At 35.5% G+C, this 13,069-nt stretch carries 10 protein-coding genes; 2 read left to right on the top strand and 8 right to left on the bottom strand.

Annotation, left to right across the window (positions count from 1 at the left end; translation table 11 throughout):
• Positions 1 to 7: 7 nt before the first annotated feature.
• The 6 genes from gndA to EZJ43_RS15595 form a co-directional block, all read right to left on the bottom strand.
• Entirely contained in the window at positions 8 to 1,423 is a 1,416-nt protein-coding gene (gndA, locus tag EZJ43_RS15620) for an NADP-dependent phosphogluconate dehydrogenase (RefSeq protein WP_133263655.1), read from the bottom strand.
• Between the two features lie 101 nt (positions 1,424 to 1,524).
• Positions 1,525 to 2,283, bottom strand: a complete 759-nt coding sequence (locus EZJ43_RS15615) for an ROK family protein (RefSeq protein WP_133263654.1) — start codon at positions 2,281 to 2,283, stop codon at positions 1,525 to 1,527.
• A gap of 214 nt (positions 2,284 to 2,497) precedes the next feature.
• Positions 2,498 to 3,106 (bottom strand): dethiobiotin synthase, encoded by a 609-nt coding sequence (gene bioD / locus EZJ43_RS15610; RefSeq protein WP_133263653.1) that lies wholly within the window; start codon positions 3,104 to 3,106, stop codon positions 2,498 to 2,500.
• Positions 3,107 to 4,222, bottom strand: a complete 1,116-nt coding sequence (locus EZJ43_RS15605; RefSeq protein WP_133263652.1) for an aminotransferase class I/II-fold pyridoxal phosphate-dependent enzyme — start codon at positions 4,220 to 4,222, stop codon at positions 3,107 to 3,109.
• A gap of 76 nt (positions 4,223 to 4,298) precedes the next feature.
• Positions 4,299 to 4,748 carry a DUF4890 domain-containing protein gene (locus EZJ43_RS15600; protein WP_133263651.1) on the bottom strand — a complete coding sequence of 150 codons (450 nt, stop codon included), beginning with the start codon at positions 4,746 to 4,748 and terminating at the stop codon, positions 4,299 to 4,301.
• An 83-nt stretch (positions 4,749 to 4,831) separates the two neighbouring features.
• Complete coding sequence (locus EZJ43_RS15595; protein WP_133263650.1) at positions 4,832 to 5,608, bottom strand: XRE family transcriptional regulator; 777 nt, start codon at positions 5,606 to 5,608, stop codon at positions 4,832 to 4,834.
• A 135-nt stretch (positions 5,609 to 5,743) separates the two neighbouring features.
• Here EZJ43_RS15595 and EZJ43_RS15590 point away from each other — a divergent pair, with 135 nt between their 5' ends.
• A complete protein-coding gene (locus tag EZJ43_RS15590; protein WP_133263649.1) occupies positions 5,744 to 6,094 on the top strand; it encodes a GIY-YIG nuclease family protein in 351 nt (116 codons plus the stop codon).
• A gap of 110 nt (positions 6,095 to 6,204) precedes the next feature.
• Here the strand turns inward: EZJ43_RS15590 and EZJ43_RS15585 are convergent, their stop codons facing one another.
• Together EZJ43_RS15585 and EZJ43_RS15580 are read right to left on the bottom strand one after the other, a co-directional pair.
• Positions 6,205 to 9,366, bottom strand: a complete 3,162-nt coding sequence (locus EZJ43_RS15585; protein ID WP_133263648.1) for a peptidase MA family metallohydrolase — start codon at positions 9,364 to 9,366, stop codon at positions 6,205 to 6,207.
• Positions 9,367 to 9,477: 111 nt separating this feature from the next.
• The gene (locus EZJ43_RS15580; RefSeq protein ID WP_133263647.1) at positions 9,478 to 11,916 is read right to left on the bottom strand and encodes a transglycosylase domain-containing protein; all 2,439 of its coding nucleotides are present in this window, start codon (positions 11,914 to 11,916) and stop codon (positions 9,478 to 9,480) included.
• Between the two features lie 130 nt (positions 11,917 to 12,046).
• Here EZJ43_RS15580 and EZJ43_RS15575 point away from each other — a divergent pair, with 130 nt between their 5' ends.
• Positions 12,047 to 12,925 carry a polyphosphate kinase 2 family protein gene (locus tag EZJ43_RS15575; protein ID WP_133263646.1) on the top strand — a complete coding sequence of 293 codons (879 nt, stop codon included), beginning with the start codon at positions 12,047 to 12,049 and terminating at the stop codon, positions 12,923 to 12,925.
• Positions 12,926 to 13,069 lie beyond the last annotated feature (144 nt).

Raw genomic sequence — 13,069 nt, 5'->3', positions numbered from 1 at the left:
GTGTTTTTTAAGATAATTTATTCCAATCTGCATGAAAAATTCCTGGCTTATCGATTCGCTCGAAAGTATGTGCACCAAAGAAATCTCGCTGTGCTTGGATTAAGTTAGATGGCATTCTAGCTGTGGTAAGTGTATCAAAATAAGTAAGGGTAGAGGCAAACGCTGGAATACCAACACCTGCATTAACACAGGCAACTATTACTTTACGTGTATTTTTGGTATGGCTTTTAATAATATCTTGAATATCAGAATCGCCGAAAAGATGCTCCAAATCGTTATTTTTATTGTACGCTTGATAGATATTTTCCAAAAACGAAGCTCTGATGATACAGCCACCTCTCCAAATTTTTGCTATATCTTGTAGATTCAAATTATATTGATACTCTTTTGAAGCCTGAACCAATAAGTGCATACCTTGTGCATAAGCGCTAATCATCGAGAAATAAAATGCATCTTCAAGTTCATCAATGGTAACATCTATCTTCGATTCATTTTTACCAAATGCTTCTTCTAATGAAACCCTTAAGCTTTTAAATTTAGATAAATCACGATTTGCAACCGCTTCGTTTATGGTTGGAATTGGCAATTGGAGTTCCATAGAAACCTCTGATGTCCATTTCCCTGTTCCTTTAGAACGTGCTTCGTCTTTAATTTGATCTACCAAATCAGTATTCGTTTCGGTATCTTTAAACAAGAAAATTTCTGCAGTTATTTCCAGTAAGAAAGATTGTAATTTACCTTCGTTCCACTTTTTAAATACCTTGTAAATTTCTTCGTTACTGTACCCTAATCCATTTTTCAAAATGCCATAAACCTCTGCAATTAGCTCCATTATGGCATATTCGATACCATTGTGTACCATTTTAACAAAATGCCCAGAAGCACCCGGACCAAGGTAAGTTACACAAGGATCATTATCAACTTTCGCTGCAATGGCTTCTAAAACATCCTTCACAACATTGTAAGCTTCTTTGTCGCCACCAGGCATCATACTCGGACCAAAACGTGCGCCTTCCTCTCCGCCAGAAATCCCCATTCCGAAGAAGTGTAAACCTTCTTTTTCAAGTTCATCCACACGGCGGTTTGTATCTGTAAAGTGCGAATTACCGCTATCTATAATAATATCTCCTTTGCTTAAAAGCGGTTTTAATTCTGCAATTACACTATCCACAATTGGTCCAGCGGGAACCAATAAAACTAAAGTTCGGGGTATTTCCAGTTGACTTACAAATTTCTTAATATCACTAAAACCTTCTAAATTATGGTCTTTTCCTTCGTCTTCTAACTTCGTGATCATTTTCAGATCTTTATCATATCCGGTAACAGAAAAGCCTTTATCGGCCATGTTTAATAATAAATTACGGCCCATGGTACCTAAACCAATCATGCCCAATTTATATTTTTTTAAATCAATATTTGCCATTTTTAATTTTATTATGTAACACCCAAAATTAGGTTTTACAAATTAATATTTTGTTATATGATGTTAACTAATTGTAATATATATTTGTTTATTAGGTGGTTTTAAGCTTTAGGGTTAACTGTAAAAATGTCATATCTTTCGGTCAGCTTCCAAAGTTTAGCGCCACCCTTAATACCATCTCTATTGCTTACAACTTTTATGTTATCATCTAACTTTAAATCCAACTCCTTAGCATTTCCTCCACCTATATATAAGCGATCATAATTGAAAACTGTTTTATAAATCTCAATTACTTTTTTAACACGTTTGTTCCAGCGCTCAGTTCCAATTTTTTCAAAAGCTTTGTTGCCTACATAATCATCATAATCTTCCTCTTTATTGATAGGAAAATGCGCCAGCTCCAAATGTGGCAATAATTCGCCATCAAATAATACTGCAGTGCCAAATCCGGTACCTAGGGTAAACATGATTTCGAAACCTTTACCATCTACCACACCTAATCCCTGTTGGTCGGCATCATTAACTAATCGTACAGGCTTTTTCAATGCGTTGGCAACACGTTGCGCCAAATCTACATCTGCCCATTTATTTTTAGCCAAATTTGGAGCAGTTTTAACTACGCCTTTTTTAACATAGCCCGGAAAACCGATTGATATTCTATTATAGGTATCGGGAATAGGTTTAATTAAATCTTCAATACCCGTTAAAATATGACTAGGAGTTGCATTTTCTGGCGTTTTTGCCTTGGTATATTCTGTAAGCATATTACCATCTTCATCCAAAAGGACGGTTTTAATACTTGTTCCACCTATATCAATAGATAAGATGTTATTTCCTTTCGATTCTTTTTGAGTGCTCATATAATGGCTTTAATAATGCCGAATTTCTGTAAATTAATTAACAACACAAACTTTAAATGAATTTAAGGCGCAAACGGTTTTAAGTATTTGGTTTTTATTTCGTAATGCACCATAAATTAACAATACGCTGATAAAAATGCTTTTTTTCGCAAGTCGGATTTTTAACCGGTACTACTAATATGTTAGCTCAGATTAAACTATTATTTTGTGTTTGTTATAACGATAAATATTTACCCGCACCAACAACACTTTCTTTATTAATTGATGAAATAGTAGGGATGTGACCCAAGAATTTACAGCCTGTATATTGCAAAATGTAGCGTTGTGTTTCTGTATTTTCATCACCATTAAAAATTATACCTTTTATTTTAATGTGATGTTGTTTTAGCAGATTGACTGACAGTAGTGTGTGGTTAATACTGCCCAAATAATTCTGCGAAATTAAAATAACGGCTACATCCAGTTTTATAATCAAATCTAATAACAGTTCCTTCTCATTTAAAGGCACCATGATGCCTCCTGCACCTTCAATAATCAAATTATTTTCGGTTTGAGGCAAAGTGAAATCGTTAAGATTAATTTCTATTCCATCAAGCTTAGCTGCATAATGTGGCGAAGCTGGCGTATTTAACCTATATCGCTCGGGATGGATAACGGTTTTAGTATTGGTAAGTAGGTCTTGTACCGTTAAGCTATCGCTCACGTCTAAATCGCCAGCTTGTATGGGTTTCCAATAATCGGCATTTAGTTTCTCTGTTAAAATGCTGCTAACTAAAGTTTTTCCAATTCCGGTACCAATTCCGGTTACAAAATAGTTTGCCATTTAAATTTTTTTCAAGTTTTCTATTAATGATTTTATTTCTGAATGTTTATTAAAGGTGTGGAGACAAATCCTAATTCTTTCTTTTCCAACAGCTACCGTCGGACTTAGAATTGCTCTAACATCCAAACCTTGGAGTTGTAACATTTGGGCAGCTTTTTTTGCATCTTTATTAGATGCGTATAAAACACCTTGAATACAACTATTGCTATCAAGGGTTAAAATTTTGTATTCATCAGCCAAGCTTCTAAATAAATTAATTTTCGCCTGTATTTCCTGCTGATTACTTTCTTGCAAAAGTTGATAAGCGCACTTTATGGCCACGATGTTATGAATAGGCGCAGCAGTGGTATAAATAAAAGAACGGGCAAAATTTATGAGGTAATTTCTAAGCGTCTCGCTTCCCAAAATTATTGCGCCATGTGTGCCTAAAGCCTTTCCGAAGGTAATAATTCGGGCGAAAACACTATCTTCTAAATTAAGTTGGTTAACCAAGCCCCGACCGAGAGCGCCAAAAATTCCAGTTGCATGCGCCTCATCAACAATTAAATTGGCTTGATATTTTGTGCAAAGAATTGCAATTTCTGCAAGTGGCGCACAATCGCCATCCATTGAATAAACGCTTTCTACAGCAACAATTATATTTCCTTTTGCAATTTTTAGCTTCGCTTCTAAATCGTCTAAATTATTGTGTTCAAATTTATAGCGTGTAGCATGGCTTAGCCTGCAGCCATCAATTATACTTGCATGAATAAATGAATCGGTAATTATTGTATCGCCACGTTGGGCTATACAAGAGAATAAGCCAATATTTGCATCGTAGCCAGAATTAAAAATTAAACCGCAAGTTGCCTTATGAAAGTTGGCTATATCTTGTTCGGTTTCCTCTACCAAACTTGTATTGCCACTTAATAACCTAGAACCACCCGAACCATTTGCGTAGGAAATGCTTTTTAGGTAATGTTCTACTTTACTCTTTAAAATCGAGGATCTCGCAAAACCCAAATAATCGTTTGAACAAAAATCTATTGGTAAATTAGTTGTTGACAGTTTTCTTATGGATAAATTGTCTTCTCTACTTTGAAGTTGCGCACCTAAGTATTGTTCAATTTTTTTCATCGATGCCCAAAAATAAGAAAGCGTCTCGATAATCGAGACGCTTTCTTATGTAAAATTAAATAATTACTAAATTATGTTAGCCTTGTGCTGGTGGATTTGAAACTACGGGCTTCATGTCTTTTTTACTATAACCTGAGCCACGTCTGCCACCATTTCTCTTTTTATCTTTCATTTCTGCTTTCCACGCATCGTATTTTATTTTTTGTGCTGGTGTCAACACCATTTCAAGCTGATTATTAGATGCATCCATATCAGCTTTCATTTGTTTACCTCTACCTTTTTTGCCGTCTTCGGCAGTGTTACGCATGGCTTCAACTTTATTGGCACGATCTAAATTAATTTGGTAAATTTTTGTTTTTTGATCTGCCGATAAACTTAATTTTTTATCCAACATTGCAGTGCTTCGTTCAGCCCGCTGTTCGGGCGTAAACTTCTGCATATCCATTTTCCGTTTTGAAGCATCTTGAGCAAAAGCAGCTGTAAAACCCATCACCGCAATCGCCATTGTTAAAATTACTTTTCTCATCTTTTTTAGTTTTTATTATGCGTTGTTTAACTGATAGATGCTAAAACTGCGGTACGGTTTAATCGGCAAGTTGTTAAAATTTGTTAATTCTTATTTAACTGAGAAATAGATTTTTGCATGTGCGACATCATTTGTGTTAATGTTTCGATTGTTGGTTCTGGTGTAGGTTCTGGCAAAGAAGTAGAAATGTAGGCTTTCGCTTTCCAAATTTCTAAAATATCATCTGCTGCGATGGAATAAGGATCATACACCTTATTATCTGATATCAACTTTAATTCCTTATTCTCTTTAAAACGATTACCAGCACGTTTATATACTACGCCTTCATTTTTACTAATAACGATGTAAGTTTCTCCTGTTTTTACCTCGCTCCAGTTATCTAAGTATTCTCCAATAATTATACTGCCGGGTTGCACAGGCAACATGCTATCGCCCATAATTTCAAAAGCGCGGAAGGTGCCTTGGCGTAAAGAGGGCAGAGGCAATTGAAATTTTGGTAAATCACTTATATATTGAGGATCGGAAAATCCGTTTAAATAACCTGCACTCGCTTTAACGGGTACCAATTCTATATTTTCATTATCATGCTGATCAACCGAAATACTCAGTACGCGTAAGTTTGAACCCGAACTCTTTAATTTCGGTTTCCAGGTATCAGATATTTTTTCGTTGATGAATTCATCGATGGTTAACTCAAAATATTCTGCTATTCTTTTTAGCAATTCATATTTTGGCTCTGCCCGATCTTCTTCGTAAGCACCAATCAATGATCTTTTAATTTCCATAATATCAGCGAATTGTTGCTGTGTGTGGCCTTTTTTCTTCCTTAGGTACTTTAAATTATTGGAGATGTTCGACATAAAAAAATATTTTAAAATAAATTTGTAAATGCTAAAATAATTAGTAATTTTATGCCAATAAAGTTAGCAATATTATTTTGAATTGCAAGTACATATACTAATTAGTTTAGTTATCCATTTTTAAGAAAAGAAATTATGAAAAAGTTTGTTTACATCGTTACCGACAGAAACCGTACTAGCATGCATGTAGGAATGAGTTCTGATTTAATTAAAACCTTGGATTTTTATAAGCAAATGCCCAACTTATTTTTTGATGGTGGACAGCAACTAACTCGATTGGTATATTTCGAAGAATTTAAAACAGAACAACAAGCTTTAACGAGATTTAAACTGATGAGCCGTTTTACGAGGATGCAAAAGGAACGCTTGGTTCGTTCATGCAATCCCGATTGGATTGATTTAACGGTTGGATTGGATTTTGAAAACATTATGTTACACCGCAACATAACACAACAAGTAACACTTCCATTTACGAGTTTATCGTAAGGTAAATTATAAGCGTAAAAAAAGAGCGATTCGGAAAATTCCAATCGCTCTTTTTGTTGTAAAATTCAGATTAAATGATTGCAACATTAATCCAGCCATTCATTATTTTATTACCAACCTGGCGCAAAAGTTAATCCAAATACACCTCCAGACACATCTTTTCGTTGAAAAGGAAATGCATAATAAGGTTCTAAAATAAAATATCCAAATACGTTTACCCTTAATGATATACCAGCGCTCATTACCGGAACGCGGTCGTTTGTATCTTGGTAACTTTGGTTGGGTATTGGGTTACCATTTGCATCGTTTATTGGCACGGTAAAAAATGTTTGTTTGCCATTAAGCCTTACCGTTGTATTATTTGTCCACGCCACACCTGCATCAAAAAACAGATTCAAATCGCTAAATAAAAAGCCCGAAGGTATTTGAGCCAATTTTTTAGGTCCTGTAAAAGGTAAACGCACTTCAAAATTTACAACTGCAATTTTACTACCGGTTAACTGATTAATATCAAAACTATTGCTACTGGTGTTTGAATTTGTTTTGTAAACAGAATTTGCTTCGTAACCGCGTACTAAATATGAATAGCCTAAATACATTGGATATAAACGATCTGCGTCTTTACCAATACGAAGCGTATTATAACTTCTCACCGCAAAAGTTACGGGTTTTACCCTAAAATATTTTCTTAAATCTACGTTTAATGTACTGAAATTATAGGTTCCAAAATATTGCTCACCACTAATTCTATACCGAAAGCCATCAAGTGGCGCAGTAACTCCAAAAATAGAATTATCGCCCACAAAGCCAGCATTTAATTGATAAAGTGTAAAAGAGTTAAACGGAATGCCAATATCTGCTGATGCTTGATCATTTGAGACTTTGCTCTTGTCTGAATACAGGTAATAACCATCAGGCGTGTAATAGTTACTGTATCGATCTACTCGGTAACTGTAATGCGAAAATGCTGCACCAAGCTCGAACCTATGTATTTTACTAAATGGATAAGCACCATAAACCTGCGCTTGATCTTCAAATGTTCTAATAATATCTGTACGGTAGTTCACTGCATCAGTTGTGGTATTATTTCCTGCGGGCACTTTTTCAAAAGCGTAACTGCTTAAGCCAGATGTGTAGGGGATGTGGGAAATGGCAGCGCCCCAATTAATTCTACTTTTTTGATTAACGTAACCAACCAAGCCACCAAAGTCATAAATTTCTCCGTTTACCGATAGGTTTGCAATTATTTGGTTAACACCCAACACATCGCTAAACATTCCTACAATACCACCTTGCACGCCAGTACCAAATCTCCCTGTAGAAACCCCGATGCCGCCACCGCTATTTGCCAAATAATCTAACTTAAATTTTGGCCGATAAGGCACAGTACGCATCGAATCGGCTATTGTTTTTTCATAAAGATCGAAATTTGCTAAATTAGAATTTATAATATTTACACCTGCATTTTCCATTGGAGGTAGTATGGCTGCATCGAAATTTTCATCGGTGTTACCAATTCTTTTTGCCTTAAAATCTTTAACGTTTGCATTGTAAAGCGTATAACGTTGGTAGCGGTAGTAACTGTAAACAATATCATCATTTGTAGATACAGAGATAGCAGGCGAGAACTCCGTAATGCCACTAATTCCCGTAAAATAATCCGTTAATTGATCTACTTTCTCATCCGTCAAATTGTATTTATACAGGTTTCTGAAGCCATCTCTATTTGATAGGAAGAATATGCTCTTACTATCGCCAGAAAATTGTGGGTTTAAATTATTTGCCAAAGGAAATATATTGATGTTTTGAACTGTTTTCTTTTCCACATCGTACCAAGCCAAATTTATTGGATAAACTGCAGAGACGGTATTGTTCTGAATAGCGGCCCTATCAGATGAGAAAACGATTTTAGTACCATCGTGCGAATAGTTTGGCGCATAATCAGAGTAAACATCATTTGTAAGTTGTGTAACCGCTTTCGTATCTAAATTATACGAAAATATATCACTCTGTCCCTCAACCATACCGGAAAAAGCAATGTCTTTGCCGTTTGGTGACCATGTTAAATTTCCAAATTGTGCTACATCGCCCATGGCCGTTTGAGAAACAGTACTTCCGTTTGATATATCCACAATCAGCATTTGGTTTTTTCCTTTGCTAAAAATACTAAATGCAAACTGTTTGCTATCTGGCGACCAAGCACCCGCAGACTCTATAAAGTTAAAATCATCTATGTGTCCGTTAGAAACTTGACTGCTTAACTTTCGAAGAATTTTACCTGTTTTTGCATCCGCCATAAATAAATCTATTCCAAATAAATCCTTTTCAGACATAAAAGCCACATATTTGCCATTAGGACTAAGGGCAGGGGCAACGTTCATTTTTCCAGCATTTTTATTATCGATAATTTTTGTACCAGTAATTTTTATTTGCGAACTATCGGCCTTCAACATCGGTTTATAATGTGCATCAATCGCGCTTTTCCACAAACCTGACAGCGTTTTATCATCGTAACCAAAAGTATATTTTATGGCATTTTCATAACCATATTTTGCCGTATTTTTTAATAGCGGTACTAAAGTTGTATCGCCATATTGCGAGCCGATGTAAGTCCAAAAAGCCTGTCCGTAACGGTATGGGAAGTATTTATTAGAGTTTGTTAAATCTTTTAGTGATGGAATATCTCTATTTAACATTGCATCTCTCATCCACATCGATGTAAATGCATCTTTTTTACCTACCGATAAGTATTCTGCCATTCCTTCAACCATCCACAACGGTGTTTGACTAACATTTTGCAAACTGATAGAATCTTTCTCTAGTAGTGTATGGTATTGAAATGCGTGTACCAATTCGTGCCCTAAAACATGTCTGGTTTGGCTACCCAATTCCATTATTGGCATAATGATTCTATTTTTCAAAGCCTCAGTTACACCACCTGTACCGATACCAATCTCTCCATCTAAAACAGTTGTTTGTTGAAAATCGGGATGATTGTTGTACAGTACAATTGGGTTCTTTTCTAAAAAAGTATCTCTAAAAACCTCTTGATGCATTTTATACCAAGTTTCGGCGTCCTGTGCAAAACGCTTTAACAATGCATCATTATTTAAATAATAATAAATTTCAAAGTGTGGGGTTTGCAATACTTTAAAATCCATCGATTTGTATCTCACTTTGTTTTGGCCAAAGTATTGAGCATTTGCATTTGAGGCGATAAAAAAGAATAAAATGGCTAATGATAGCTTCATCAAAGTAGAACTTATTCTCATATTATGTATTTTAATGATGTTAAACAATTTACGAAATTTTCTTTAAAAAAGATTTTATCTAAAAGTAGCGAGATTTGTTTAATGATGTTAATTTTTTTAGGTAATTTTTGATTAATTGTTGCCAGTTTTTTCTTTCTCTTCCTGTCGCTGTTTCCTTCTCAATTCTCGTTCTTCTTTTTTGGATAGCGGCGCAGTAATCACTTGCGCAGGCGCCGGAGCTGGTTTTTCTTCTTTTTTAACTTCAGGCTCTTTAGGTAAAGTTTGGTTATTGCTGTTTTCATCAGTGGCAATTGGTTCTACCGCTACAGAGTCTACAGCAGAAGTGTCTGCACTTGCAGTGTCAACCACAATACGCGGACTAGGGCAGTTTATCGTCCTTGTAATTGGTACTGTTGCTTTAGGAAAAGGTCCGTATGTGTAACCGCTGGATGGATCGGTGTAAACTTTACTCATAAATTTCGCAAAAATAGGAAGCGCCGTTCTAGAGCCTTCACCTTGTTCGCCATTTTTAAAATGGGCGGTTCGTTCATCACATCCAACCCAAACACCGGTAACTAAATCTTTGGTAATACCCATGTACCAAGCATCTACATAATCAGATGAAGTACCTGTTTTTCCACCAATTTGATTGTTCTTTTTAAACAATTTTGGCCATTCCCAAAGCGCTTGCGAAGTTCCCCCGGGTTCTTCCATACCACCGCGGAACATATACAACATCAACCAAGCCATCTCTTCGGATAAAACTCTTTTGGTTTTTGGCACAAACTCTTCAAGAATATGATCGTCTTGATCTGTAATTTTTTCTACTAAAATGGGATCGGTTTTTATTCCCTTATTCAAAAAAGTACTGTACGCCTTTACCATTTCATATACAGACACATCATTTGGACCTAAACTTACTGATGGAACGGATTCTAAGTGGCTATCAATACCACATTCGTGTGCCCATTTTACCACATTATCCCAACCAACCTTTTCTGTTACTTGTGCAGTTATGGTATTTACCGATTTAGCCATAGCCCAACGCAAGCTCATTTCTCTGTAACTTACACTATAATCGGCATTTTTAGGTTCCCAGTATTTGGTTACACCTTTATCTTGGTACGCAATTTTTACCGGTTTATCAGTTAATTTATCGCACGGACTCATGCCTAATTCTAACGCTGCCAAATAAGCAAAAGGTTTAAACGTAGAGCCAGCTTGGCGTTTCGATTGATTTACGTGATCGTATTTAAAGAATTTATGATCGATACCACCAACCCAAACTTTAATTTTTCCGGTAGAAGGTTCCATTGTCATCATGCCGGTATTTAAAATTTTGCCGTAGTAACGGATAGAATCTAACGTAGAAAAAAGTGTATCTCGATCACCTTTATAAGTAAAAATCTTCATCTTTTTCTTTTTGTTGAAATATGCCGAAATCGAATCTGGCTTTTTAGCATACTTTTTTTCTAACAACGAATAGATGGGTAAATTTCTCATCGCCCGTGCCGGATAATCAACTTTTTGTTTTTCAGAATCATACCATGGATCTTCATTTCCCCAAACGCTATAAAATCTGCGTTGTAAAGTTTTCATTTGATCCTGAACAGCTTCTTCGGCATATTTCTGGAGTTTAGAATCAATCGTGGTATAAATTTTTAATCCATCTTCATAAAGATCGATGTCGTTATCTGCACACCATTTCTCTAAATTTTTAGCCACGGCAGCCCTTAAATATGAATCTCCATCACTTCCATCATCCAATTCGCCCACTTTCAGGTCTATTGGCAATTTAGAAAGTTGAGCCAAACTATCGTTACTTAAATATTTATACTTATTCATCTGCGAAAGCACAACATTTCTGCGTGCCAAGGCTTTATCTGGAGATTTGATGGGGTTGTAAAGCGTTGTACCTTTTAACATTCCAACCAACAAAGCAGCCTCGTTTGTATTCAGTTCTTTCGCTTCTTTATCAAAGTAAACCCGACTTGCAGTTTTAATACCATAGGTATTATTGCCAAACGAAACTGTGTTTAAATACATCGTAATAATGTCGTTTTTAGAATAGTTCGATTCTAATTTCACGGCAGTCATCCATTCTTTCAGTTTAAAAATTAATGTGCGTATTAATGGCACTTTAGCAAAAATACCTTGAGATTTGTTGTACCTAGTGCGGTATAAATTTTTTGCAAGTTGTTGTGTAATTGTACTGGCGCCACCATCTTTACCAAATCCGGCTACGGCTCGTACAACAGCTTGCATATCAATTCCCCAATGTTTGTAAAACCGTACATCTTCAGTAGCCACCAAAGCATTTAAAACCTTTGGCGCAATTTCGTTGTAGTTTACAGGCGTACGGTTTTCTTTAAAGTACCTTCCAATTAATTTTCCATCGGCAGTGTAGAGTTCAGAACCAACACGCAAACTGGGCATTTTGATATCGGAGTAGCTTGGCGAATAACCAAAAAGCCACAAAAAGTTTAATTGTAGCGCAGAAAAGAAAATAATTAAAAAATAAATGAAATAGGTGGCGTAACGTAAGTATCTGTTTTTAATCTCTTTAAACATGTTGGTAAAGCTTGTATAAGGATAAATGTGTATTTGATAAATATATAAAAACTGTTAGCACAAATTAACATTTTTTAATTTACTTAATTTTTAATCTATATTTAAATATTGTGATAAAAAAAACGATATAATGAAGAACGAATTTAAAAAGCTAATTGTACAAGGCGATAAAAAGTTTTCGATAAAAAATACCGAAACCGAAGAAAAAGGAGGTTACAACAAGCATTCATCGAAAGAAGCACTTACAAAAGCTAAATTGGAGTTGGATAACTTACAAGAAATACTTTATGCTTCGAATACCTATTCGTTGTTAATTATTTTTCAAGCGATGGATGCAGCGGGTAAAGATAGTGCTATTGAACATGTAATGAGCGGACTAAACCCTCAAGGCTGTCAAGTTTTTAGTTTTAAAGTACCAACATCCGAAGAATATGAGCACGACTTTTTATGGCGCCACTACAAGGCTTTGCCCGAACGTGGAAGAATTGGCATACACAACCGTTCGCATTATGAAAATGTGCTGGTTTGCAAAGTGCACCCAGAATATATTCTGAGTGAGCATATACCCGGCATAAATGATGTTAAAAAAGTAGATGCCGATTTTTGGAAGAAAAGGTATGAAAGCATTCGCAATTTTGAAGACCATTTAACTGAGAATGGAACAATTATTCTAAAATTCTTCTTAAACGTAGGCAAGGACGAACAAAAACAACGCTTTCTCGATCGAATAGAAGATCCTTCTAAGAATTGGAAATTTTCATCAGGCGATATTAAAGAACGTGCACTTTGGGATGATTATATGAAAGCTTATGAAGAAGCCATTAACGAAACCAGTACTAAAAACGCTCCATGGCACATCATTCCTGCCGATAAAAAATGGTTCGCCCGTTTGGCTATTAGCGAAATTATTACCGATAAGCTTAGAAGTTTAAAACTTAAGTTTCCGGTTTTAGGCAAAGAGGAGCAAGCGAAATTACAAGAAACTAAAAATGCACTTATGGCAGAATAGCAATCATTTAAATGAATTAACCCTTTTCGTTAACTCATTAATAATAAACAATATACAACTCTAAAAGTAGTTAGTTAATAAATAATACCCTCGAATTAGAAATTTAGTTTACCGATATTTAACATGAATAAATGATCGGCTATA

The organism is Pedobacter changchengzhani, assembly GCF_004354365.1.
GTDB classification, from domain to species: Bacteria; Bacteroidota; Bacteroidia; order Sphingobacteriales; family Sphingobacteriaceae; genus Pedobacter; species Pedobacter changchengzhani.
This window is presented reverse-complemented; position numbering and strand designations above follow the sequence as displayed.

Coding starts and splice junctions, on each gene's coding strand:
- gndA (WP_133263655.1), bottom strand. CDS start 1,423: ATGGCAAATATTGATTTAAAAAAATATAAATTGGGCATGATTGGTTTA.
- EZJ43_RS15615 (WP_133263654.1), bottom strand. CDS start 2,283: ATGAGCACTCAAAAAGAATCGAAAGGAAATAACATCTTATCTATTGAT.
- bioD (WP_133263653.1), bottom strand. CDS start 3,106: ATGGCAAACTATTTTGTAACCGGAATTGGTACCGGAATTGGAAAAACT.
- EZJ43_RS15605 (WP_133263652.1), bottom strand. CDS start 4,222: ATGAAAAAAATTGAACAATACTTAGGTGCGCAACTTCAAAGTAGAGAA.
- EZJ43_RS15600 (WP_133263651.1), bottom strand. CDS start 4,748: ATGAGAAAAGTAATTTTAACAATGGCGATTGCGGTGATGGGTTTTACA.
- EZJ43_RS15595 (WP_133263650.1), bottom strand. CDS start 5,608: ATGTCGAACATCTCCAATAATTTAAAGTACCTAAGGAAGAAAAAAGGC.
- EZJ43_RS15590 (WP_133263649.1), top strand. CDS start 5,744: ATGAAAAAGTTTGTTTACATCGTTACCGACAGAAACCGTACTAGCATG.
- EZJ43_RS15585 (WP_133263648.1), bottom strand. CDS start 9,366: ATGAGAATAAGTTCTACTTTGATGAAGCTATCATTAGCCATTTTATTC.
- EZJ43_RS15580 (WP_133263647.1), bottom strand. CDS start 11,916: ATGTTTAAAGAGATTAAAAACAGATACTTACGTTACGCCACCTATTTC.
- EZJ43_RS15575 (WP_133263646.1), top strand. CDS start 12,047: ATGAAGAACGAATTTAAAAAGCTAATTGTACAAGGCGATAAAAAGTTT.